The organism is Aeriscardovia aeriphila, assembly GCF_002259595.1.
Classification (GTDB): Bacteria; Actinomycetota; Actinomycetes; order Actinomycetales; family Bifidobacteriaceae; genus Aeriscardovia; species Aeriscardovia aeriphila.
Map to the genome: position 1 here is coordinate 326,836 of NZ_MWWU01000002.1, position 25,131 is coordinate 351,966.

18 protein-coding genes and 2 pseudogenes are annotated in these 25,131 nt (G+C 55.8%); 16 read left to right on the plus strand and 4 right to left on the minus strand.

The window, feature by feature from the left end:
- The first annotated feature begins 33 nt into the window (after positions 1–33).
- The 5 genes and pseudogenes from AEAE_RS02395 (at position 34) to AEAE_RS02415 (ending at position 5,879) form a co-directional block, all read left to right on the plus strand.
- Positions 34–1,284, plus strand: a complete 1,251-nt coding sequence (locus tag AEAE_RS02395; protein WP_420809214.1) for a PhoH family protein — start codon at positions 34–36, stop codon at positions 1,282–1,284.
- Positions 1,284–1,805, plus strand: a pseudogene (ybeY, locus tag AEAE_RS06900) (rRNA maturation RNase YbeY); the annotation flags it as partial. The gene AEAE_RS02395 and the pseudogene ybeY, both read left to right, overlap by 1 nt.
- Positions 1,806–2,086: 281 nt before the next feature.
- Entirely contained in the window at positions 2,087–3,586 is a 1,500-nt protein-coding gene (locus tag AEAE_RS02405) for a hemolysin family protein (protein WP_179373200.1), read from the plus strand.
- The gene (gene era, locus AEAE_RS02410; protein ID WP_094689551.1) at positions 3,583–4,680 is read left to right on the plus strand and encodes a GTPase Era; all 1,098 of its coding nucleotides are present in this window, start codon (positions 3,583–3,585) and stop codon (positions 4,678–4,680) included. The genes AEAE_RS02405 and era overlap by 4 nt, the downstream gene beginning before the upstream one ends.
- Before the next feature lie 131 nt (positions 4,681–4,811).
- Positions 4,812–5,879: a Gfo/Idh/MocA family protein gene (locus AEAE_RS02415; protein WP_094690085.1), complete on the plus strand. Its 1,068-nt coding sequence runs from the start codon at positions 4,812–4,814 to the stop codon at positions 5,877–5,879.
- 143 nt (positions 5,880–6,022) lie between these two features.
- Here AEAE_RS02415 and AEAE_RS02420 read toward each other — a convergent pair whose 3' ends face one another.
- On the minus strand, positions 6,023–8,032 hold the full coding sequence (locus tag AEAE_RS02420) for an AMP-dependent synthetase/ligase (RefSeq protein ID WP_094689552.1): 2,010 nt from the start codon (positions 8,030–8,032) through the stop codon (positions 6,023–6,025).
- A gap of 369 nt (positions 8,033–8,401) precedes the next feature.
- Between AEAE_RS02420 and AEAE_RS02425 the strand changes: the two genes are divergently transcribed.
- Both AEAE_RS02425 and AEAE_RS02430 read left to right on the plus strand, forming a co-directional pair.
- Positions 8,402–9,022 carry a 50S ribosomal protein L25/general stress protein Ctc gene (locus tag AEAE_RS02425; RefSeq protein WP_094689553.1) on the plus strand — a complete coding sequence of 207 codons (621 nt, stop codon included), beginning with the start codon at positions 8,402–8,404 and terminating at the stop codon, positions 9,020–9,022.
- A gap of 229 nt (positions 9,023–9,251) precedes the next feature.
- Positions 9,252–10,061: a trimeric intracellular cation channel family protein gene (locus tag AEAE_RS02430; RefSeq protein WP_158520471.1), complete on the plus strand. Its 810-nt coding sequence runs from the start codon at positions 9,252–9,254 to the stop codon at positions 10,059–10,061.
- A gap of 154 nt (positions 10,062–10,215) precedes the next feature.
- On the opposite strand, the gene rpsT is transcribed toward AEAE_RS02430, so the two are convergent.
- Positions 10,216–10,476, minus strand: a complete 261-nt coding sequence (gene rpsT / locus AEAE_RS02435; RefSeq protein ID WP_094689555.1) for a 30S ribosomal protein S20 — start codon at positions 10,474–10,476, stop codon at positions 10,216–10,218.
- Between the two features lie 161 nt (positions 10,477–10,637).
- On the opposite strand from rpsT, the gene lepA reads away from it, so the two are divergent.
- The 9 genes from lepA (at position 10,638) to AEAE_RS02480 (ending at position 23,115) form a co-directional block, all read left to right on the plus strand.
- Positions 10,638–12,518, plus strand: coding sequence for a translation elongation factor 4 (gene lepA / locus AEAE_RS02440; RefSeq protein ID WP_094689556.1), 1,881 nt, complete (start codon positions 10,638–10,640; stop codon positions 12,516–12,518).
- A gap of 254 nt (positions 12,519–12,772) precedes the next feature.
- A complete protein-coding gene (hemW, locus tag AEAE_RS02445) occupies positions 12,773–13,978 on the plus strand; it encodes a radical SAM family heme chaperone HemW (RefSeq protein WP_244569640.1) in 1,206 nt (401 codons plus the stop codon).
- A gap of 83 nt (positions 13,979–14,061) precedes the next feature.
- On the plus strand, positions 14,062–14,478 hold the full coding sequence (locus tag AEAE_RS02450) for a hypothetical protein (protein WP_094689557.1): 417 nt from the start codon (positions 14,062–14,064) through the stop codon (positions 14,476–14,478).
- 84 nt (positions 14,479–14,562) lie between these two features.
- A complete protein-coding gene (locus AEAE_RS02455; protein WP_094689558.1) occupies positions 14,563–15,837 on the plus strand; it encodes a tRNA (adenine-N1)-methyltransferase in 1,275 nt (424 codons plus the stop codon).
- Between the two features lie 2 nt (positions 15,838–15,839).
- Positions 15,840–19,064, plus strand: a complete 3,225-nt coding sequence (locus tag AEAE_RS02460; RefSeq protein WP_094689559.1) for a bifunctional [glutamine synthetase] adenylyltransferase/[glutamine synthetase]-adenylyl-L-tyrosine phosphorylase — start codon at positions 15,840–15,842, stop codon at positions 19,062–19,064.
- Between the two features lie 16 nt (positions 19,065–19,080).
- Positions 19,081–19,818 (plus strand): coiled-coil domain-containing protein, encoded by a 738-nt coding sequence (locus tag AEAE_RS02465; RefSeq protein WP_094689560.1) that lies wholly within the window; start codon positions 19,081–19,083, stop codon positions 19,816–19,818.
- Between the two features lie 119 nt (positions 19,819–19,937).
- Entirely contained in the window at positions 19,938–20,957 is a 1,020-nt protein-coding gene (gene pyrB, locus AEAE_RS02470; protein WP_179373199.1) for an aspartate carbamoyltransferase, read from the plus strand.
- The gene (locus AEAE_RS02475) at positions 20,950–21,477 is read left to right on the plus strand and encodes an aspartate carbamoyltransferase regulatory subunit (protein WP_158520472.1); all 528 of its coding nucleotides are present in this window, start codon (positions 20,950–20,952) and stop codon (positions 21,475–21,477) included. Before pyrB ends, AEAE_RS02475 begins: the two co-directional genes overlap by 8 nt.
- Before the next feature lie 81 nt (positions 21,478–21,558).
- Positions 21,559–23,115, plus strand: a complete 1,557-nt coding sequence (locus tag AEAE_RS02480; protein ID WP_094689563.1) for a dihydroorotase — start codon at positions 21,559–21,561, stop codon at positions 23,113–23,115.
- A 73-nt stretch (positions 23,116–23,188) separates the two neighbouring features.
- On the opposite strand, the gene AEAE_RS02485 is transcribed toward AEAE_RS02480, so the two are convergent.
- Positions 23,189–23,611, minus strand: a complete 423-nt coding sequence (locus AEAE_RS02485; protein WP_158520473.1) for a hypothetical protein — start codon at positions 23,609–23,611, stop codon at positions 23,189–23,191.
- A gap of 567 nt (positions 23,612–24,178) precedes the next feature.
- Positions 24,179–25,099, minus strand: a pseudogene (locus AEAE_RS02490) (LysR family transcriptional regulator); the annotation flags it as partial.
- Positions 25,100–25,131 lie beyond the last annotated feature (32 nt).

Genomic DNA, 25,131 nt, shown 5'->3' on the forward strand with positions numbered 1-25,131 from the left:
GCCCGTTACGGCCATACGGTTCGCGTTTTCACCATTCCTGAAAACGTGGATGCGACAGAAGTGCTCGGCCCTGTCGACGCGGTTTTGCATGAGGTGGAGAAATCATTCCCACGCCTCACTTTTGTGGTGCGAGGCCATAACATCTCCATCATTTCGCAAGACGTTTTGACAGAGCCAGAGGCGATTGCTGCAGAAAACCTGTTTGAACAGTTAAGCCAAGCAGCACAAGCGAAAGCAGCTTTAGATGCTGATTCTGTTCGCCGCCTGCTCTCAGCACGTCGTCGTCACTTCGATGCTCATGGCCGCGATGTGGAATACCTCAGTGAAATCACACACAAGCATGCCGCTGGTGAAAATGCTGCAATCAAGGGTTCTGCAAGTAAGCATACTGGAACTCACCATACGGCAGATACTCGTGCTCCTCACAAGAGCGAGTATGACACTGCTCGCAAACGCTTGAGCAGAGCACAATTCTCACAGTTGACTGCGCACGAAACTCACACTGCTCGCACCCGTCAGTCGAGCCAAGTGGAAGGTGAACTGCCGGATGTGAGCATCCCTGCAGTCATCGCCTACGCCGGTGGAGTACCAGTGCGAGCGAAAACAGCAGGGCAGAGGCACTACGTTGCTCAAATTGCCAAGAACACCATCACATTTGGTATTGGCCCTGCAGGAACAGGTAAAACCTACCTCGCAGTAGCCATGGCAGTCCAAGCATTCCAAGAACACCGAGTCCGTCGCATCATCTTGACACGCCCTGCCGTCGAGGCCGGTGAAAATCTGGGTTACTTGCCAGGAACCCTCGCCGAAAAGATCGACCCTTACCTCAGGCCCCTCTACGACGCATTGTCCGACATGCTCGGAAGCATTCAGCTCAAGCAAGCCATGGACTCTGGAGCCATCGAAGTAGCGCCACTGGCTTACATGCGAGGAAGAACTCTCAATGACGCTTTCGTCATCCTCGACGAAGCGCAGAACACCACCGAGGAACAGATGAAAATGTTCCTTACTCGCTTAGGTTACAACTCGCGCATGGTCGTCACCGGCGACATCACCCAGGTTGACCTCGCCATTAGACGGTCCGGATTGCGATCCATTGAACACATTTTGCGAGGAATACCAGCAATCAGCTTCGTACATTTCACCGATAGCGACGTCGTGCGCCATTCCCTCGTCGCCGCAATCGTCAACGCCTACAACAAGCACGATGAGGAACGCGAAGCACGCGCTGCACGTGCACATACTGACCCACAGCGCAACAGCCGCAACGAAAAGGAGAACTGATGAGCGTTGAAGTAGCAAACGAAACAGAGTGGAGCATCGACCCTAAACAGTTCTCCGACCTCGGAGCTTTCGTCCTCGACCAAATGAGAGTGAGCCCCGGCGCGGACCTCACCATTACCTTCGTTGATCCACAAACCATCGCCGACCTGCACGAGCGATGGATGGGCTTAATCGGGCCAACCGACGTGATGAGCTTCCCCATGGACGAACTGCGCCCCGGAAAAGACGGCGCACTCACACCAGCTGGCATCCTCGGTGACATCGTGCTCTGCCCTGATGTGGCAATCCAACAAGCGCACGCATCCGGGCATTCCGGCATCGAAGAAATGCTGCTGCTCACCGCACACGGAATCCTGCACTTGCTCGGCTTCGACCACATGGAGCCCGAGCAGGAGCGAGCCATGTTCGACCTGCAGCGCCAACTCATGCTCCTCTTCATCGCCGCACGCGGAACAGCGGTCCACGAAATCGTGCTGCCCGAAGGTGCGGAGGACATGCTGGCCAGCTACTATCGCGACCATCCAGAACTGCCTCGCGCAGGTTCAGAAAAGTTCATCCACTCAGGCGCTTCCGATGGACCAACACAAGGCTTGTCCGGCCAGCCGGAAGAGGATGACGCTGAAGTCCAGAGCGACGAGCAAATCAACTTCGAGCAGCTGAAAGCCAACGACGAACGTTTTGGCTTGCCACAAAACGACTGGGTCGGCAGGCCAGAAAGCGAGCCGGAACACAATAACGGCTCCGATGACGCGTCAAACACGTCACCATATAGTGAGAAGTGAGGCGAAGAGCAGTGGAAAAAATGACTCTGGAAATAGTTCTAGCCATAGTCTTCGGCCTGATCGCCATCCTCGACATGTGGTTCTCCATCGTGCTGGCCAGCCTCGAATCGGCAGTCATGCGCGTCACCCGAACCTCGCTCAACAACCGATCCCTGGCAATCCAATCCGATGAAGACCTTACCGACTTCGAACGCGCCCGCAAACTCAAGAAGATTACCAGGGTGCAAAATCTCGTGGCGAGTAGGAATGCCACCCAAGCCTCCGCATCCTTCCTTCGCGTAGTGCTGACCGCATTCTTCGGTGTACTCGTCGCCCTTATCGCCGTGCTCTTCGTCCCTGAATGGTGGGAAGCCGTGCTCATCGGCTTCGTTGCAGCCATCATCTTCGGCGTTATTGCGCTTATGGCACGCCCGCGCTTCAAAGCTACCGTTGACTTGCCTATTGACGTGATGGTCCGCCACTCGCGCCTGATGAGTATCGTCACGCGCATCTTCCCCTTCGCAGCCATCCGTTCGCTGCGCAAATCCTTTAGAGAAGAAGGAGATGGAAGCCTCGCTGACGACGAGCAGATCGAGAAAATCCAACAAGAAGAATCCAAGGCGATGGTTGACCGCATGGTGGAAACCACCGATGTGGACCCTCAAGTCGCAGAAATGCTGAGAAATGTTGTCTCGCTTTCTGACACTCTCACGCGTGAGATCATGGTTCCTCGCACCGACATGGTCTGCCTCCCAGCTGACACGCCACTTGCTGACGCCCTCAAACTCTTCTCTCGTTCCGGTTTCTCTCGCATTCCTGTCATCGGCGACTCCATCGATGACTTGAGAGGCATGGCGTACCTCAAAGACGTCGTCCAACTCTTGGCCTTCGGTACCGCTAATGACGATAAAACCATTGGCAGCATTGCCCGAGAGCCGTTGCTCGTACCAGAATCCAAGCCTGTGGACGATCTGTTCCATCAAATGCAGCAGCAGCGTCAGCATATCGCCGTCGTCTTCGACGAATACGGCGGAATTGCCGGAATCGTCACCATTGAGGACGCCATCGAACAGATCGTGGGTGAGCTGGAAGACGAACATGATCGCACTCAGCATCAAGAACCGCGTCAAGTAGACGAACACGTGTGGGAAATGCCAGCACGCACACCGATCAACGATTTGGAAGAGATCTTCGAAATCGATATTGACGAAGACGATGTTGACACCGTTTACGGCCTGCTGACCAAGATTCTTGGCCACGTGCCGATCGTTGGGGAGTCGGGCCGCACACACGGCTTGCTGCTCACCGCCATCGACCAAGCAGGAAGGCGCAAGAAAGTTTCCATGCTGCGCGTTCAACCACTTTCCTTGCTCACCCATGACGAGCAGGAGAGGCAAGAAAAGCAGGAGAGTGCAGACTCAGCCGACAAGGCTGACAAGGCTGACAAGGCTGAACAGAACTCAGCACGCTCATCCCATTCAGCTAACCTATCGCATACTGCCCCGTCGCACACGGCCACCACAGAGGAGAAAGACTCATGAGTGATTTCGACCCACTGACTTTCGACCCGGAAAATATTGACCCCGAAGAGCTTGCCGAGCTCGCAGGCGAAGAAAAGGACAGTGATAATCTCGAGTCGGCTAGAGCAAGCCTCGACGACATCGCCCCAGAACATCGCGTACCAGAAGGCTTCCGCTCCGGCTTTGTTGCCATTGTGGGCAGGCCAAATGTGGGAAAGTCGACGCTCGTCAACGCGCTGGTTGGCCGCAAAGTGGTGATTACCTCCGATAGGCCGGAGACGACACGCCGTGATATTCGCGCCATCATGACCCGCCCCGACTCTCAGCTCGTCCTCGTTGACACACCAGGAATTCACCGCCCGCGCACCCTTCTGGGCAGGCGCCTGGACGATATGGTTGACGAATCCCTCTCCGAAGTGGATGCCGTATGCTTCCTGCTGCCAGCCGACCAAAAGATCGGCCCTGGCGACGAGAGAATTCTGCGCAAACTGCAAGACCAGTTCGCCCGTACCAAAGAAGAGCCGACCTCGCCACGTTACTGGCGCAAACCAGTGATCTGCGTGGTCACCAAAATCGACCAGCTGAGCAAGAAGAAGCTCGTCGACAAGCTCATCGAAGTCGACCAGTTCGGCCATTTCTCCGAAATCGTCGCCGTTTCCGCACTCGAAGGCGATAACACCGATGAAGTGGCGAAGGTGCTCATCAACGCGGTGCCAGAAGGCCCGAAAATGTACCCCGATGACGTTCTCACCGAGGAAAGCGCCGAGCAGACTATCGCCGAGCTGATCCGTGAAGCTTTCTTGGAAGAGCTTAACGATGAGCTACCGCATTCTCTGGCCGTCGTCGTCGATGATATTGTGAAGCCAGAACCTGGCGAAACCGATGAGAATGGCAACCCGGCGAAAGCTCATGTTTATGTGAGCCTCTATGTGGAGAGAGATTCGCAGAAACCGATTATCATTGGACGCAAGGCAAAGAATCTCGTGTATGTGAAGAAGAGAGTGAGGACGGCGGTCAACAGAGCTGTTGGCATGCGCTCCAGCCTCGACCTTCACGTCAAACTGGCACGAGATTGGCAGTCTGATCCGCGCGCTTTGAACCGCTTCGGCTTCTAAAGCTGATGTTTGCGGTGGCTCTGCACATTTCGCGCGTAACTACGCAACTGCAAAGTACTGCAAACAAGCGAGTACTGGCAACACGGAGTACTGACCACAGGAGAGTACTAATGACTCAACATTCAGAAACAATGCTGCAAGAAACAGCGTCGCAAGCAACAACATCACCGGAAAAGACACAGCCAGTGAATGTTGCGATTTTAGGCGCAGGCGATATTGCCCACGCCATGGCAACCACCCTCAACGGAATGCTCGCCGATGAGCGTTATGCAGGCTTGGTTCGCCCATATGCTGTTGCCACGCGCAACTCGAAGGAGCGTGCCCAAGAGTTTGCCAACAAATACGGCATCCCAGTAGCTTATGGCTCCTACGAGCAGCTGTACGAGGACCCCCAGGTTGACCTCGTCTACATTGCAACCCCTCACGCTTTGCACGCCGACCAGGCCATCGCATGCATGAAGCATGGTAAGGCCGTTCTGGTGGAGAAGTCCTTCACTGCGAACGCTCAGCAGGCTCGTCGCGTGCTCGAAGTGTCGCGCGACACCGGCCAAGCTTGCGTCGAGGCAATTTGGACGCGCTTCATGCCAAGCCGCAAGAAGCTGGTCGAACTCATCGACTCGGGCGTTATCGGCGAGGTGACTGATGTTTCAGCGAACCTCTCGTACCCGCTCGAACACAAGGCGCGCATCATGGACCCGCAGATGGCTGGTGGCGCTCTTCTCGACGTCGGCGTTTACACCATCAACTTCATCGACATGATGACTCCGGATTATCACCTCGATCGACTCAACAGTGTGGCAAGCTTCACCTCTACGGGTGTTGACCAGCAATCCACCACAGCAATGTGGCGCAGCAAGCCAGGTAAGCCGACCGTCATGGCAACCGCAACTTCGTCGACTCTTTCTGTGGGAACTCGCCGTGGCATGGTGATGGGCACGAAGGGCTACATGATTGTCACGAATATCAACAATCCGGAAAAGGTTGATATTTACAACAATCAGCACCAGCTCACCGATTCCATCACTCTCAATGAGGGGCAGATCACTGGTTATGAGTACCAAGTGGTGGAGGCTGCGAAAGCTCGGATGAATGGTGAGATCGAAGCTCCAAGTATGCCTCATGCTGATACGCTGCGCGTGATGGAAATCATGGATAGCATTCGTGAGCAGTGGGGAGAGGTTTACCCCTTCGAACGCTGAGCTCGAAAGACAAAAGAAGGCGCCGGGTATCACCGATACTCAGCGCCTTCCTTTATGCCTTGTGGTGGCAGCCCCAGTTGCGAGGCAGCCGCCTGAAACTATCTTCCGGCCACCCGAGTCGCAGTCGCGCCCCGCGCCACTTCTCAGTGCTTGTTCAGCGGCACATACATCTGTGTGTTGAGCAGATCCTCATACCTCTTGAGCACCTTCGGGCGAATCACCTTCATCGAAGCGGTCAGCAAACCATTCTGCTGAGTGAAATCATCCGGAAGAATGATGAACTTACGCACCGACTCAGCGCGGCTCTCGCCTTCATTCGCCTTGTCAACATACTGCTGAATCTCGGAGCGCACAGCAGCATTATTCGCTGCTTCCTCCAAGCTCATGTTCTCATCCATGCCATGCGACTTCAGCCAACGCTTCACACCATCCGGGTCCAAAGTGACCAGAGCAGAAACGAAGGGGCGCTTATCGCCCAACACCAAAGCGTGCGAAACCAGAGGACTGCGAGCAATCTTTTCCTCCATCGGCCCTGGCGTCACATTCTTACCACCAGCAGTGATAATCAAGTCCTTAATGCGGCCGGTAATATACACATAGCCGTCGTTATCAATACGACCCAAGTCGCCGGTCTTCAACCAGCCATCCTTGGTGAAGCTTTCCTTGGTCGCCTTCGAATTCTTGTGGTACGTCGTGAAAGCAGCAGCACCCTTCACCTGCAACTCGCCCGTTTCAGCAACACGCAAGGTGAAACCAGGGAAGGCGATACCTACCGAACCCTCGCGGTACTCAGCAGTCAAAGGAGTGAAAGCGCAGGGAGCAGTCGTTTCCGTCATGCCATAGCCTTCAAACAGCGGGATTCCAGCACCACGGAAGAAGTTCATCAAACGCGGGTCCAAAGGAGCACCGCCGCATACCAGCCACTTAGCGCGGCCACCCAGTGCATCGCGCAACGTCTTGTATACCACAGGGTTAAACACGCCACGCATCAAGCGCACCGAACGATTTGCCTTACCCTGCTCGCTCATTTCATGCGAATAGGTTGTTGCCACGTTGACAGCGCCCTGGAACACGTAGCCTTGCAAGCCGGAGCCAGCCTTTTGGGAAGCCGCGTTGTAAATCTTCTCAAACACGCGAGGAACACCGATCATGATGGTCGGGCGTGCGTACTGCAAATCAGAGAGCAGCGTGGCAAACGACTCGGAAATGTACTCAGTAATATCCGAGTTCACCACGATGTAGTTGATGGCGCGAGCAAAAGAGTGCGCCTGAGGCAAGAACTGTAACTCCGAATTGCGCGGGTCGGCAAGCAGGTCAGGCATGAAAGCGCGCAAATTCTTCGCCGTAGCGCAGAAGTACTCATGCGTCATCTCCACACCCTTTGGCAGGGCAGTAGAGCCAGACGTGTAGACGATGGAGCACAAATCCGTCTTCTTAATGCTGGCAATACGCTCGTCCAACTCGCGGTCAGAAACCGTCTCGCCGTAAGCCTGAATTGCCTCCAAGTCGCCCTGCTCGAGGCAGTACACCTTCACATTCTTGTAGTGCTCCAGTGCGTCCTCAATACGCTCGCGCATGGCATTGGTCTGCACGATGAGAATCTGGGCGTCGGAGTTGTCGAGAATATGCTCGACCTGAGGGGCAGAATCTGTGTCGTAAATCGTGGCTAGAACACCGCCGATGCTCACTACAGCGGCGTCGACAACATCCCATTCATAGGATGTCGAGCACATGAAAGCCACGCCCGTGCCCTTCTTAATGCCGATATGCATCATGCCTTTCGCTGTGCGGCGAATATCGGCGAGCACCTGATGAGCCGTCTTGGAAATCCAGGAGCCGTGACGCTTAAACACGAAGAGAGGGGAGTCGCCCATACGCTCGGCACGCTCACGGTAAATGTCATAAATCGTGTATTCTTCAGGAATCGTGTCAGCGCCCTTGCTTTGCGTGAGCTTGAGGTTCGTGATGGGGTCGATGTAGGTACGCGTAGGATGGCCGAAGCCCAAGTCAATTTCGTATGGCAACTCTGGCTGGGGACGTTCCGGCTGGTTGGGATCGAGAGGAGCTGGCAGACCTAGCTTGCTGGATACCTTACCAGCCAAACGGTAGGTTGCGTTAGAAAGTTTGTCGGCAAAAGGCAGATTCGCGCCCATGGGAACTCCTCTCGGTTAACTCCCGATCCTTTTTGTTCAACTTTAGCGGGAACCCTGCCTGACATTGTTCTGCCGTGGTGTTAATCTCAGAACTTGATGCTTTGGCGAGGGGAGAAATTCCCGTTATCGACTCGGCGTTTATACCTTCTCACAAGGAAGGCGAGCTGACAGGGCAGGCGGCTGGCAAAGTTGACGATGCTGGCTTACTTGCCAAGGGGCGCTCAAGATTATCACTGCGCTTACTCGCGTGCGAGTGCTCAGTGCACATTCCTTGTGTTCGGGTGTGCTGCGACAGGCGATGCTTGTTGCACAGGCTCTGAAGGTCCGTCTTGTCCTCGCAAAGAAGCTCGTACAAGAAAGGATTTCATTATGGCAGAGCCAATTAAGCTCGAAGGTCACGTTCGTACCGAGTTCGGTAAGGGTTTCGCCCGCCGCATGCGCATGGCTGGCAACGTCCCAGCTTCCATTTATGCCAATGGCCAGGAGCCACTCTTCTTGCAGCTTCCTGAGCTGGATTTGAAGAACGCTCTTCGTCACTCCAATGCTGTGTACAACATCGTCTTCGGCGATGAGGATCGTCTCGCTGTCGTCAAGGATGTTCAGCGCAACCCAGTGAAGCGCTCCATCGAGCACGTTGACTTCTATGAGGTCAAGCGTGGCGAGAAGATCGACGTCACCGTGCCAGTCTTCATCGAAGGTGAAACCAAGGGCTCTGGCGTCGCATTCGTTGACGTTCAGGAGTTGCACGTTCGCGCTGACGTGTCCAACCTGCCAGAGCGCTTCACCCTCTCCGTCGAGGGCATGCAGGACGGCGAGAAGATTCTCGCTAAGGACATCACCCTTCCAGAAGGCACCGAGCTCGTCGATGTCGACCCAGAAGAGTCCGTCGTTTCCGTGCAGGTCCCAGCTGATGAGGCTGAGTCTCCTGCTGCTGCTCCAGCAGCAACCGCTCCAGCAGAGGCTCCAGCAGCTGACGCTGATGCTGAGTGATAATCTTTTGAGATTTTCATGCTGCGTTTTGCACCGGCCTGACATAAAGCTAGCAATGTAAAGGCGGGCGTAAGCGTAAAGAGGGCTGTTCCTTGCCTGGCTGGCCTCGTGTGTCTTAGCGAGACTGACCGGTGTGTGAGGAGCGGCCCTTTTGCTATTCTTAGCTGACAGTCACCCAGCTGTTGACAGTCACAGCGCTAACCAAAGCATGAGCCCAAAGGAGCGGCATATGTCCCAACAGATTGCTTTAGAAAGTAATGCTGTTTTCATGGGCATCGAATACTTCACCATTCTGGTCTCCGGCTTTGTGGGAGGCCTGGTCGGCGTGCGCAAAAAGTACGACGGTTTCGCCATCATCGTGCTCGCCTGGGCGACGGCTCTGGGTGGCGGGCTCGTGCGTGACATTCTGCTCGGTGACATTCCGCCTGTTGGTGTGCGCGACCGCGCGATGGTGCTGATCGCCATCGCAGCAGGCGTGATCATCATGTTTATTCACCCTGAAATCGAGCGCATGCGCTGGACGCTGATCCTGCTCGATGCGGTGGCCATGGCGCTCTTCTCAGTGATCGGCACGGAAAAGGCTCTGGCCTGGGGAACAGGTGGCATGACGGCAGTCTTCCTTGGCATGGCAACGGCTTTTGCTGGTGGCGTGCTGCGCGACGTTTTGGTAGGTGAGGTGCCGGTGGTGATTCGTGACAAGCACCTTTACGCGGTCCCCTCGGCGGTGGCCTGCATCCTTACCATCATTTCGCATCGCATTATTTTGGCGCGTGGCGGCACGATTAACACCGAGATTTTCTGGGACGTCGTCATCGTTGTTTTCATCGTTTTCATCCGTTTCGCCTCGGTGAAATGGAACCTCACTGTTCCTGGCGCGTCAAAGCGTTCCGAAGCCTACATGTTCCGCGCGCCTCGCCGGCACAAAGTTTCTCCAGATTATCAGGCCGATGTTATGGACTCCGGAGAGATCATCGAGCGTGATGAAGCCCCGCAGGACGAGCCTGCGGTCACGAAAAGCGGGAATGCTCGCCAGCGCTGATAATCTGCCCTTCTGATAATCTGTCAGCCTGCTCATTTGTCATAGCGCCTGTTGCGGCAACAAAAAGCCCTTCCCGAAGGAAGGGCTAGAGAGGGCAGTGCGTCAGAGACTGATGTGACGCGTAAGCTCGACCTGCTTTTGAGATACGGAAAGATCAGAGCTTGTTGATGGCAAGAGCCAAAGCAGACTTGCGGTTTGCAGCCTGGTTCTTGTGGATGATGCCACGGCCTGCAGCGCGATCGAGCTGACGAGCGGCAACGGCGAATGCCTCTTCAGCAGCCTTCTTGTCGCCAGCCTCAACGGCTTCGCGGACCTTGCGGATCTCCGTCTTGAGCATGCTCTTGAAGGCGACGTTACGCTGATGTGCCTTCTCGTTAGTGATAACACGCTTCTTCTGAGACTTGATGTTTGCCATGAATGTACTCCAAATGACGTTCACTGCCTACAAATACAAGCCCCTATGATACACCACAGGCAGACTAAATCTGCCAACTACGAAAATATGCCCTACACTAGAAAGCAGTGTGACAAAAGCCCAGCCAGGCCATAAAGCCAACCAAGCCATGAGGAGCAGTTGTGAAGCAGCAGGTCAATCAGCCAGGTTCGACCCCACAGTCGTTGATCAGGAATTTCTGCATTATTGCGCATATTGATCACGGCAAGTCCACCGTTGCTGACCGTATTTTGCAATTGTCCGGTGTGGTAGATGCTCACGACATGCGCAACCAGTTCCTCGACAAAATGGACATCGAACGCGAGCGTGGAATCACTATTAAATCCCAGGCTGTGCGCGTTCCGTGGGCGGTAGACGGCACTGAATACACACTGGGCATGATCGACACGCCAGGCCACGTCGACTTTACGTACGAGGTTTCCCGCTCGCTCGCCGCATGCGAAGGAGCCGTCCTGCTCGTCGACGCTACCCAGGGCATCGAAGCGCAGACCTTGTCCAACTTGTACATGGCGTTGGATGACGACCTGGAAATCATCCCGGTGCTCAACAAAATTGACCTGCCTTCTGCCGAGCCAGAAAAGTATGGTGAGGAGATTGCCAATCTGATTGGCTGCGACCCCGACGATATTCTGCGCGTTTCGGGTAAGACGGGTGAAGGCATCCCTGAGCTTTTGGACACGATCGTCAAGAAGATTCCTGCCCCGCACGGCGACCCTGATGCTCCTGCTCGCGCACTGATCTTCGACTCCGTGTACGACTCCTATCGCGGCATCGTCACCTACATTCGTATGGAGGACGGCGAAATTCACTCTCGCGAGCGTGTGCGCCAAATGGGTTTGGGCTCGGCTCACGACCCGATCGAGCTGGGTGTGATCAGCCCGGATATGCAGCCGACGCAGTCGCTGGGTGCCGGTGAGGTTGGCTACATTATTACGGGCGTGAAGGATGTGTCGCAAAGTAAGGTGGGCGATACCATTACCACGGAAAAGAACCCGGCCACGGAGGTTCTGCCTGGTTACCGTGAGCCAGAGCCGATGGTGTATGCCGGCATTTTCCCGATGGATAACGTCGATTACCCTGACCTTCGCGACGCGCTAGATAAGCTCGTTCTTAACGACGCTTCTTTGGTTTATCAGCCAGAAACCTCCGTCGCTTTGGGCTTTGGCTTCCGCTGCGGCTTCTTGGGCTTGCTGCACATGCAGATTATCGTCGAGCGTTTGCGCCGCGAGTTCGGCCTCGAACTGATTACCACTGCGCCGAACGTCCACTACCGTGTGATTGCTGAAGACAGTTCTGAAATTACCGTGACGAACCCGAGCGAATACCCCGAAGGTAAGATTCGCGCAGTGTACGAGCCTGTTGCTGATGCGGACATCATCACTCCGAAGGAGTTTGTGGGTGACGTGATGGACCTGTGCCAAGAGCATCGCGGCAATATGAAGAATATGGAGTACCTCTCCACCGAGCGCGTTGACTTGCACTATGAGCTTCCTCTCGGCGAGATCGTTTTCGACTTCTTCGACCAGCTCAAGTCGCGCACGAAGGGTTACGCAACCTTGAACTATGAGCTTTCTGGCGAGCAGGAAGCTGACTTGGTGAAGGTTGACATTCTCATTCAAGGCGAGCGCGTCGATGCGTTCTCGGCCATCGTCCACCGCGATAAGGCGTATGCGTATGGCGTGATGATGACGAAGAAGCTGCAAAAGCTCATCCCTCGCCAGCTCTTCGAAATTCCGTTGCAGGCGGCGATTGGCGCTCGCATTATTGCGCGTGAGACGATTTCTGCACTGCGTAAGGATGTGTTGGCCAAGTGCTACGGCGGCGATATCACTCGTAAGAGGAAGCTGCTCGAAAAGCAGAAGGCTGGCAAGAAGAAGATGAAGATGCTCGGGCGTGTGGAAGTGCCGCAGGAAGCCTTCATCGCTGCTTTGTCGACGGATGACACGACGGATCGTGATACTCGCGAGAAGATTCGTGCGGCGAAGAAGAAGGCCAGCCTGTGAGCGAGCTCGATACCACTGGCACTCCTGACTCTCGCGGCTGGGAAATCCCCACCATCGGCGGCGTCGACTGGCAAGATAACCCCGACCCGGTGGAGGAGAGTGACCCTCTGGGCCTGGGCAAAGGCGTGTACCGCTCGGAGGGCAAAGTTCCCCGCGGCTTCCGTCCGACAGCTTCCCCTCAGGCTCTCGAAAAACTGCGCCAAGATTATCAGCACGCTGGCGAGCAGGCTGCAGCTTTCGAGCAGGGTAAGGACATTCCTTTCGAAGTTTACGTGCACGTTCCCTTCTGCTACCGCCGTTGTGGCTACTGTGATTTCAACACGTACACCACCATGGATTTCGGCGAAGGCGCGAGCCGAGAGAACTTCGCTAACGAGCTCATCAAAGAGATGGAGCTCTACGCTCTCTGGCAACAAAGTGCGGGGATGAAGCTCAAGCCGGCATCCACCGTCTACTTTGGTGGCGGAACTCCGACGATCCTTCCTGCGGCAGACTTGGTGAGGATGCTCACCCGCGTGCGTCAGATCTGGGGCTTGCTCCCTGCCAATCTTCAGCCTGATAATCTGGGCTACGAGGCGAGTACTGAGGCCAACCCGGACACGGTCAGCGAAAAGAGTATCAACGAGCTTGCCGAGGGTGGTTTTACGCGTATTTCTCTGGGCATGCAGTCGGCCGTTCCTCATGTTTTGCAGGTTCTGGACCGCACGCATAACCAAGCGAATGTCGTTTCGGCGGTCGGCTGGGCTAAAAAAGCGGGCCTTTCCACTTCGCTCGACCTCATTTACGGGGCTCCAGGGGAGAGCGTGGACGATTGGAAGCGCTCTCTCGACGCGGTTCTGAGCTTGGAGCCTGACCATATTTCCTGCTACGCGCTCACTGTGGCGCCAGGCACGAAGATGGGCCAGCGCATTGCCCACGGCGAGCTGGAAACTCCTCGCGATGATGACGAAGCGCACAAGTATGAGATTGCGTGCGAGCAGCTAGCTCAGGCGGGCTACCAGTGGTATGAGGTGAGTAATTGGGCGAAGCCGGGGCATGAGGATCGTCACAATCTGGGCTACTGGCGAGGTGCCGATTGGGCTGGTTTAGGCCCGGGGGCTCATGCGCACGCTGGTAACTTGCGCTCCTGGGATACAAGGCACCCGAAGGTGTGGACGCGACAGGTGGAAGCGGGTATTTTGCCGTGGGCAGGCCATGAGATTATCACTGGCCAGGAAGCCCGCGAGGAAAAGCTCATGCTTTCCCTGCGCTTGTACGAAGGAATTGCTTTCGACGAGCTGGTTTCTACCATCGCCGATGGCGATGTCACCCAGCGAGCTCAGGCCCGCGAACAGGTGAACAGTTTCTGCGAGCAGGGTTTGCTGGAGCGTTTCACCGACAAGAGTGGGCAGTTGCGTGTGCGGCCAACCGTGAAGGGCAAGTTGCTTAACGATGGCATGATCGAAGCGTTCTTGGGTTAATTTCCCCAAATTCCGCGTATTGCGTAGTATAGGAGCAGTGAGTTTGCGCAGAAGCGCAAAACAATGTCGTGAGGAGATGTGCAGTGGCGAATAGAGCACAGCGCCGCGCAGCCGCGCGTATGAAGGATGAAGAAACCAAGGGCGTTTCTTCTCAGCGCAAGTTTGATAACCAGGCAGACCGTGTTGCTCGCACCAAGAACGGCGAGTGGCGTCCAAGCCGCGTGGATAAGCCAGTCGAGGAGCCAGCAAGCTCTCAGGATGATGTCAACCTGACCATCGCTCGCAAGCGCACTCCTCGTGAATGGGCCAAGTTCTTCAGCTGGCTGTTCATCGTCGTGTCTGCCGTGGCATTCCTCATCGTCATGTGGATTCCACGCCTTCCACTCGCCGCAATCGTGGCGGTGACCGTCGTCTTCGTCATCGGCGTGGTCAGCCTCTTCTTCGTGCGCTCCGATCACGACCGCAACCCGTATGTTGACGAAAACGGAACCGCAGTCTGATCGCATTATCAGCGTGTGCCGGGAGCTTGCTCCCGGCTTTTTTGTTTCTGATAATCTCAAGAAAGACGACTAGAGGAGGCTAGAGTGGCGCGTGCATTTCAAGCCGGCGAAAAGGTACAACTGAGCGATAAAAAAGCCAAAAAAGTGACGATTCAACTGGCCAGCGGGCAAGTGTCGGAAACCGGCCACGGCCTGATTCGCCACGACGATATTATCGGCCAGATGCCAGGTACCATCGTCACTTCGGTAAGCAAAGTCAGGCGTGCGGGCGAGGAATCGCGTAAGAATGCGAAGGCTATCGGCGGCTGGGAGTACCTGTGCCTGCGCCCCAGGATGATGGATTATCAGCTCTCCATGCCTCGCGGCGCACAGATTATGTACCCCAAGGATATTGCGCTCACGCTCATGTACGGCGATATTCGCTCGGGTATGCGCGTGATGGAGTCGGGTGGCGGCTCAGGGGCAATGAGCTTGGCGCTGATCGATGCTGTCGGTGAAACAGGGCATGTGACGACCATTGAGAAACGCCCGGAGTTTGCAGAAATTTCGGCGGCCAACGTCGAGCTGTATTTCGGCATGCCACCTAGCCAGTGGAATATCGAGGTCGGCGGTTTCGACGAGGTGGCAGCGAGCCTCGACGAGCATTCGTACGATCGCTTGGTTTTCGACTTGTTGGACCCGTGGAACCACACCAGCCAAGCATGGCGAATTTTGCAGCCGGGTGCTGTGATGACCTGCTATGTGACAACAACAACGCAGATGAGCCGGTTGTGCGAGCAGCTCAGGGCGGAGGATCGCTGGACAGAGCCCGAGATATACGAGCTGATGGAGCGCACCTGGAAGGCAGAGGGCCTTGCTGTCAGGCCAAACCACGACATGATTGGGCACACTGGTTTCTTGGTGATTGCGCGCACGATGGCTGCTGGTGTGGAGCCGTTGAAGAAGAACCGTCATGGTTCGAAGGATGTGTATTCGGATGTGGACCGCACGGGTCAGCGCGCGGGGGAAGCGCTGGCTGACGCCGCCGGTGGTGCCGAGGAAGTTGGTGCTGCTGGTGCTTCTGCACCAGCCTCTGGCGCTTCCCATTCGCAGGCTGCGCTCGATGCACAAGATGCCCTCGATCTGCTGGAATCGTTGGATGCGCGCACGATTTCTGACCACAAGATTCGCCGCGTGTTGCGCGACCTTCACGCTCAGGTCACGCTGTTGCGCTCGCTCACCTCGGATGGCGAACAAAGTGCCGAGCCTAACAACAAGCTTTCTCACCCTGCGGCTGGCAGCGAGCCGGCTGACGAGCTTTCCAATCACGCCGCGGAAAGTGAACCTACTAACGAGCCTTCCCACGAGGAAGAAGAGTAGCGATGGAAGAATCTGCACTGCACCTGGCTGAACGAGCCCGCCTGACACCCGCTCACCGCTTTGCTCGCCTGGGCTTGGCGAGCCTCACAAGCTTAGGATTATCAGCACGCCCGCAGCAGGAGCAAGAAGGCTTCCTTCAGGCGCTGTTTTCCGCCGTCACGCTCAGTGCAGATCCGGACACTGCCATGGTGGCCTACTCGCGCCTTGCAGATTTGTGGGGTGATAAGACCGTTGCCCCTGCTGTTTCAGATGAGCCGTTGGAGCAAGCTGATCAGTCCCAACAATCTGATCAGTCCAACCAGCCTGCTCAACCTCAGCGCGTTCTTCCGCTTCCCAGTTCCGACACGGCCTTCGTATCGCTGATTCGCGTGCTCGGAGCTTCACGGCAAATGGGAATGCTCATGAACTCGCGAGCAGACCTCATCCAAGCGGCAATGCGCAGGCAATGCTGCTCGTGGAATCAAGAACAGCGGCATGATGCAATGGGTGCTGCCATGAATGCTGCAGTTAAAGCAGCGAGTACAGTCTCAGCGGTCCCAAGTTCATCTGCTGCCACATCTCAGCCCGAGCAGCTGCTCGCCATCAAACTCAGCGCGATGCGTCGCGAATACTACCGTCAACTGGCAAGCGTGATGGCATGGGATTTGGAGAACGATCCGCTCAGCATTCAACCCCAGGTGTCTGCCGCGCTGTCGTCTTTGGCAAGCGCAGCGATTGAAAGTGCTTATGAGCTGGCAATCTCCACTACTCCTCAGGCTGAGCACGTGAAGTTTGTGGTGGTGGCCATGGGAAAGTTGGGTGCTCAGGAGCTCAACTATGTGTCGGACTGTGACCTCGTGTTTGTCTGCGATCCGGCCTGCGACCAAGCCCCCACCTCAGCCACGCTCGGTGCCGAGCAGGTGCGGGCCATCGGCACCACAATCGCGCAGAAAATCCAGAAATTCTGCTCGCAAACCTTGCCTAACGTCAACGAGCCAGCCTTATGGGATATCGACACCGCCTTGCGCCCCGAAGGCAAAGACGGACCACTCGTACGCACTCTCGAAGCTTTTGACACTTACTACAGCAAATGGGCTCAAAATTGGGAGTTCCAAGCTCTCCTCAAAGCTCGTCCTATCGGAGGCGACAACACTCTCGCCGAGCAGTTTACGCAGATGGCCACGCACTACGTGTGGTCAGCAGCAGCGCGGCCGAACTTTGTGTACGAATGCCGTGCCATGCGCGAGCGCGTCGAAAGCCTCATCCCTCTCCACCTCAAAGATCGTGAGATTAAACTCGGCAAAGGCGGCCTGCGCGATGTGGAATTCACCGTGCAAATGCTGCAACTCGTCCACGGGCGCAGTGACGAAAGCCTGCGTTGCACCGCAACTCTCGATGCCCTCAAAGCTCTCGTCGCTGGAGGCTATGTGGGCAAGAAGCCGGGTGCAAAACTCGACGAATGCTACCGTTTCGAGCGGGTTCTCGAGCATCGCCAGCAAATGTGGGAGCTCAAGCGTACGCATCTTTTCCCCGACCTCGGCGAGCAGGGCAATGGTGGTCTCGATTCTGCCCGGCAAATTTCCGTGGCCAAGATGGGTGCGAATGCTCAGCTGCGCCGTCTGGCTCGCGAGCTCTCCTTGCTGCCCGACGAGTTAGTTCGACGCTTTGACCAAACCCGCCGCCAGGTTCGCCGCCTGCATGAGGAAATCTACTTCCGCCCGCTGCTGCCACTGCTCGCCGAATGGAGCGAGGATGACCTGAGCCTGACCACTCAAGCTGCCCGCCAGCGCTACGCTTCCATTGGTTTTGCCGACCCTGACGTAGCGATGAAGCGTGTGGCGCGTTTAACCCAAGGTTTTAGTAGGGCTGCTCGCATTAACCGCATCATTTTCCCCTCTCTGCTCGCGCACTTGGGTGAGGGGCAGGACCCGGACATGGGTTTGCTCGCTCTCGAGCGCATTGAAGAGCGTTTCCCGGAGGGCTCGCGCTACTTGGGTTTGTTGCGCGATAGCTCTCAGGCGGCTCAGAGGCTGTGTTGGATTGTCTCCAATTCGCGTTTCTTGGGTGATTTGTTGGCGAAGTCGGTGGAGTCAGTCAGTTGGCTTGCTCTCGACGCTGATCTGCAAGCGCGCACTCGCGAAAGCTTGGACGTTCAATGTTTGGCCCAGGAGCTGCGTTTTGGTGATGATATGCCTGGCTTTGCCCAGTCGTTGCGCGCCTTGTACCGTCAAGAGGTGGAACGCTTGGCTTTGGGCTGGGTTGTTCAGGTGGTCAGCGCCTCCCAGCTGCGCAAAGGCTTGACGGCCTTGTTGGAGGCGGTGATTGCTTCGGCCTGGCGGTGGACGGCGAAAGCCCACCCTGCCCCGGGTGTGAGCGCTATTTTGCTGGGTTTGGGCCGCTTTGGTGGCCAGGAAACAGCCTTCAGCTCCGATGCTGATTTGATGTGCGTTTACGAGGCGCAAGAAGGCGTTGACCCTGAACTTGCCCGCTCGGTGACGCTCGCCCGCATCAACGACCTCACCCAGATTATCAGCGCGCCGATGGGCTCCGAGCGCGGCATCGACCTCGACTTCGACTTGCGCCCGGAAGGCAAAAACGGGCCTTTGGTCCGCTCCTTCGACTCGGTGGCCGCCTATTACTCCCAGTGGGCGCAAACCTGGGAATTCCAGGCTCTTTTGCGCGCCCGTTTCGTCGCCGGTGAGCCCGACTTAGGCACCAAGATTATCAGCACGATCATCAATCCCGTGCGCTACCCACAATCAGGGCTGACGAGCAGCCAGGTGAGCGAAATCCAGCGGATGAAAGCTCGCGTCGAAGCAGAACGCCTGCCCAGAGCTATGAGTAGGCAGCGGGCGTTGAAACTGGGCTGGGGAGGCTTGTCCGACGTCGAATGGCTCGTTCAAACCGTGCAATTGCAACACGCTGGTGAGTTTGAAAATCTGCGCACCACCTCAACACTGGACGCGCTCGATGCAGCCCAAACTGATAATCTCATTTCGGCTGAGGATGCCCAGATACTGCGAGCTGCGTGGAGTATGGTTGCCGACGCAAGAAATGCCGCATATTTGTGGCAAGGGCGAGCCGAGCGTGCCGACCAGCTACCAGACGACGAGTACTCACTGGGTGCGATGGCCGCCTGCATGGGTTTGGGTGCGCATAGGGGAGAGTGGTTCGAAAACGAGATTCTGGCCCTCATGCGACGCGCCCGCCACGTGTTTGACAGCAACTTCTATTCTGAGCAGCACTAATACTAAGCTAGGAGTTATGCAGGCTACAGCGAGAATTCAACAACTTCTGTTCGATCTTCAGGTTACCGACACGAAGATCCGCCACATCCGCAACGAAGCAGAAGAGCTTGAGGAAACGCGCAAGCTCAAAATGCTCATCGAACAGCGCAAAGTGCTTGCCATGCAGCAAGCCCAACTTTCCTCGCGCGCACAGAAGGCTCAGCTCGCCCTCGACGACATCGCCCAGCAGGAAAGCAAGCTTGCCGAGCATCTTGACCAGTTGACCACCAGTCAGCAGGCGACCAGCGATTCAGCGAAACTCGCGACTATCGCTCAAAAGAGAGTCGCCGCTCAAGCTCGCCTCAAGGAACTGGACGGTGAAAAGGCGAGTGCGCAGGATGTGAAAGCCCAGTGCGAGCATTCCATCACTATTTTGGGCAAGAATGACGAGCGTTTGCGCGATTCTGGCATGGCGCTCAAGCGTCGTCGTGAAGCCGTTCTTCACCATTTGGGCGAGAAGATTACCATTCAGAAGGAACGCCGCGGCATTGCGGTGCATGCACTTCCGCCTGAGCTGGTAGAAACGTATATGCGTTTTAACAAGGCGAAAGCGGAAAGTGAGGAAGGCGGGCCGGTGGTGGTTCGCTTTACGCACGGCGAGCTGGAATCGCAAAAGGTGAGTCTGAGTGCGCAGGAGTTGAGTGAAGTTCAGGCAGCGCACCCTTATGATGTGGTGGCTTTGGAAGGTGCGCACGTGCTCGTGTGCGTGATGTGACACTGCCGCCGCGCGCTGTTAGCGTGAAGCACAGCGCAATCAGCGCAATCAGTTCCGCGCCGTGAGCGCAGCGCAATCAACCCAGAGAGTGAGGACGTATGGCTCAACAACTCGAGCAGCTGAAAGGTTCGCATCTCGTCTCCTTGGACGAGTGGAGTGCCGAGCAGATTTTGCATCTGCTACGCCTCGCCGAATGGATGCGCACTCACCGCGATGACGCTTCCCAATTGGCAGCAGGCTCGGTAATGGCAACCCTGTTCTACCAGCCGTCTACCCGCACTCGTTTGAGCTTTGAAACCGCCATGCTGCGCCTAGGTGGGCATGTTGCCGAATATGAGGGCCGCTCGCTCGACACCGATGATCTGGTTTTCCGCGAGACCATTCACGACCTCATCCGCTCGCTCTCTCAAATTGACGATATCATCGTCATCCGTCACCCTCGCGAAGGCTCAGCTTTGGTGGCTGCTCGCGCTTCTGACGTGCCGGTGATTAACGCTGGGGACGGTGGGCATTTGCACCCGACGCAAACCCTGGCTGACCTTGCCACCTTGTTGCGTTTGAAGGGTGGAAAGTTAAGAAACTTGACTATTGGCCTGTGTGGTAATCTCGCGGCTTCCCGTACCGCTCACTCGCTGGTGACGACTTTGTGCCGCTTGGGCCATAACCTGCATTTCGTGCTGGTCAGCACTCGGCAAAATCGCATGCCGGATTGGGTTTTGGCGCGTTTGGATCGCACGCCGGGCTTTAGCTACGAGGAGGTGGACTCGCTCAGGCCTGTCATCTCCAGCTTGGACGTGCTGTATATGACGAGTTTTTACCCCACTCAAGTCGAGCCTACCGGTCAAGCTCGTCAGGCCAGTAACTCGACGGCAAATGGCAAAAGATTATCACGCGACTATAGGGTGACCCCCGAGTTGCTGCGGGCTGCGAAGCCTGATCTGGCGATCTTGCACCCTCTTCCGCGAGGTTTGGAAATTGATAGGGCAGTGGATGATGACCCGCGCGCCGCTTATTTCACGCAGATCAGTTTGGGTGTGGATGTGCGTATGGCGTTGATTGCCACGCTGTTGGGAAAGTTGCCTCAGCAGTTTGATGAGTCTGTTGTGTTTGCCGAGCAGGGAAGTGATGTCGATGAGTGAGCTCAACACAAGTGCTGCAATAACCCCTGCTGCTGCAAGCCCAGTAGTCGCCGCAACCCCAGTAACCACCGGCGCTGACGAGGTGAATGACCTCATCCTCACCCGCCTAGCCGCCGTGCTGGGCCGCGGTTACGTCATCGAGCATGTGCCTGCCGGCGGTTCCTTGAGTCTGCTCAATTACTTGAAGATCGACCCTAGCGAAGAAACCGTTGTTATCGCGACGAATGTTGCCTCGCGCGCAGCAGGCCACGAGGATTTATTGGGTGTGCGCGTTGACGAGATCGACACGGATATGCTCGCTCTCTTCGCTCCTCACGCCATCATCGCCCGCGTTGAAGAAGGCAAACCGGTGCGTACTGTTGACCCAGTGTTACCCGCTCGCGTAGTCAACACGATTCGGTGTGTGAACCCGCGCTGTGTGACACAGACAGAACCGTATTTGGATCAGGTTTTTGTGCTCGCAGATAAAAACCTCGGGGAGTACCGCTGCGAATATTGCTCAGCTGCCGCACAATTCTGAGGCTGAGCTACGTCGTAGTGATAATCTCGGTTTGTCCCGCCGAGGCCTGTCGCTAGACTAGTAAGGCTTAAAGGAGGAAGCATGTCATCTGTTTTTATGGGTTCCGTCCGCCTTGCCAACATCAAGGTGTGGGATACCGGCGAGATTATTGATATCATCGCGCAAACTCGCCACTCGCACCTCATTGGCGAAACCATCGACTGCACCGGAGTCACCGTCACCCCTGGCTTGGTTGACATGCACGTGCACTTCTTCGACCCAGGCAACACTCAGCGTGAGGATATTCGTTCCGGTTCTGCTGCTGCTTCTGCCGGCGGTTTCACGGATGTGGCAATGATGCCCGATACGCTTCCTGCTGCGGACGGCGAGCCGTTTATGGAGGGCCAGGCCAGCCGCGAGGAGCTGATTGGCCAAGGTTTCAGCTCGGTTTTGGATTACTGGCAGCGTTATGCTGACTCTTTTGACCCTAACCAGCCGATCGACTATTGCATGGTTGCGGCCGCTACCGTTGACCGGCAGGGTCGCCGCGTCTCGCGTGAGCGCATGTGGGAGCGTTTCCTGCGCGGTTCTGATTCGGTGAAGCGTTATGGCCACCCGGTGGTTGCTTTGAGTGATGACCCTCGCGCGATCTCCGAGCGCATGCTGGATCGCGTGATGGAGTTGGCTCATGTCAATGATCTCGTGGTGATGGACCATTGCGAAAACCACACGAGCGGCATGATCAATGAAGGCGAGCTTTCCCGTCGTCTCGGTGTGCCGGGTATTCCGGATTCTGCTGAGATTGATGTGATTCGTCGCGATATTGAATCCTGCCGTCGCACGGGTGCGCGCCTGCATTTGCAGCATGTCACCACTGCCGGTGGTTTTGACCTCATTCGTGAGGCCAAGCAGGAGGGCTTGCCAGTGACGTGTGAGACTGCTCCGCACTATTTCGCTTTGACGGATAAGGATGTGGAGCGTTATGGCGCGTATGCGAAGGTGAATCCGCCTCTGCGTTCGGCTGCTGACCGTCTGGCCACTTTGGAGGCTATTGCTGACGGCACGGTGGACGCGATTGCTACCGACCACACGCCTCTGACTTTGGCTGACCGTCAGGCTCACGCGCTCTCTGCTTTGGATGGTATTTCTGGTTTGGAAACCTCGTACGCTCTGGCACACACTCTGCTGGTGACGACCGGTGTGATTGGTGACCGCCGTTTGGTGGAGTTGATGAGTTTGGGTCCTGCTCAGATTTTGGGTTTGAACCGCAACCGCATTTCGATGATGCTTACTCAGGACCCTGCTCTTGCTGCTCAGGAGAGCTTGAAGGCGTTGGCTACTCGCGTCACGGTGAACCCGGAGGCGTCGGAGACTTCCGATTTCGACCAGATTGCCGCTTCTTCACAGTCTGCTGGTCAGAAGGCTCACCGCGTGCTTGACCTCACTGATGGCCGTCACCAGCATGTGCGTTTGAGCTTGGTCGCGCCGAAGCAAAAGTGGAATATCGATACTCGCCGCTTCTTCTCCAACGGTCACAATTCGCCGTTTAATGGTTGGAAGGTTCACGGCATGCCGATTGCCACGATTATGGGCTCGCGTTTACACGATGTTGCTCAGCACATTCGCAACAAGGAAGCTCATGGTCGCTGGAATATCTAGTATTTCGAGTTGAGAAAGTCTCTGGGGTGCAGGCAAGCATGATTTTTCCATGAGCCTGTATCCCAAAGTTATATTATACAGATTCGATTTTCCGTTTCACTGCGGCAGGTGTTTCATCCGACCAATCTTCCTCAACTTGGGCAACGGTAATGATACTGTCTAGCGGAATGCTCGATATCTTTGGTATAAGCATCTCGCTGAAGATTCCAGTTGTACTTATGTATAGGTTTTCTTTTTCAGTCGAGAAAATTAAACCGTGAGATTGCTTAATGCGGAATGGAGTTGAGGAAAATGAAATATCATCATCAACAATCTCAACTCCTTTTATTGCACCATAGAGTGCATATTTATTAAGAGGCTGTGCCCCCTGGATTGGTACTTTTTCTTCTCTCCTGAAGACAGAGACTCGCAAACGTGGAATCTGCTCGATTTCATCAAAGTATGGTGTATCTTCTTCATAGTTTGTTACTACGATAAGATGGTTTTCCGTTTCCACGTCGATGCGCCCATAGGTGTATCTCTTCTGATCAAGCGAGTCACAAGAGATTGAGCAGAGTCGCTCTCTCCTTAGTGCATGCAAGTTATTCCTCGCGATCAGTGGAATTGTTGTATCAATCATGATTCAACTGACGAGGAATTAGTGTTGAGAATTCTGATGGCGCTGGTCGCGGCGCTTCCTGCTCTGCTCATCCACCGGGTCGATTTCATCGTCTTCTGGACGGAAGAACACGGAACCAGCTTCCGTAGAAGCAAGGTCCATCAGGTTCTCAGCGGAATCTTCAGAAACGCGAGCGCGCTCGTCAGCGCCAATCTTTGCGCTCACCCCGCCCAGAGCACTCGAACCAGCAGCGGTACCCACCACAGAGCCCAAAGTTGCGTTATCACCGGGCTCTTGCGGTACACGCGCCGGCTGCATTTGTGTGCCCGAACTTGCTTGAGAAGGCGAACCTGAACGCGGTGCCAGTAAGTGGTCGACGACTTCGGCTTCCGTTAATCTTCCTGTAGCCGAATTATGAACCATCGCCGCACTCTTCTCTTTGAGCTCGGCGACCAAAGTCTTCGGGTCAATCAGCTTGTAACCCTTACGAACGATGATGTGCTGCAAATGCTTGAGGTAGTTCACGGCACCTTCAGAAAGCTGAGTGCGCTGAGGCTTAATCCAGCCGATAATCATCGTGCGGTCCGTATCCAAACGCACAGTCGCCACTTTATCGGGGTTCAAATCCTCATTATCAATGCCAGTCGAAATAGTGTAAGCGTTCACAGTCTGGATAAGGTTGAGCATGGAAGCGCGGTCAGAAATCGTAATGACCTTGCTCGGCTTATTCGGCCAGATTGCCTCTTCAGCGAAGAAGAGAGATGAATCATCGCCCTGTTCGTACTTGATGAACGGGTAGTCGCGCAACTCGTCCAAGCTCACGCGGTCTCGGTCGGCCAGCGGATTGTTCGAGGAAAGGAACACGTGCAAATTCGCGCGGAAGAGAGGGTAGAAGGTCAAGTGCTTGGTGCGCAGCATGCGAGTGATGATGTCGCGGTTGTATTCGCTCAGGTACAGGATGCCGATGTCCGAGCGCATCTGTGCCACTTGCTCGATGATGTCGCGAGTAGTGGTTTCGCGCAGTGCCACCTCATACGATTCTGTGCGCTCGGTTCTCAACTGCTCAGCCAAAGCCTCCAAAGCGAACATGAAGTGCTGAGTGGAGATCGTGCACAGTTGGTTGCGTCCGCTCTTTTTGAGGAAGCGGTCTTCGATCATGCTGGCCTGCTCGACGAGCTGGCGAGCGTAGACCAAGAAGTGTGCGCCTTCCGAGGTCAGGGAGATTCCCTGGTGGGAGCGTTGGAAAATGGAGAACCCTAATTCTTCTTCGAGGTCGCGAACTTGTGCAGAAAGGGTTGGCTGGGAAATATAGAGATCCCTGGCCGCCTCGTTCATGCTTCCGGCTTCGACGATCTTGATGATGTACTGCAATTGCAGAAGGGTCATTCCTGCTCCCTCTCGAGACACTTTTCTCCATA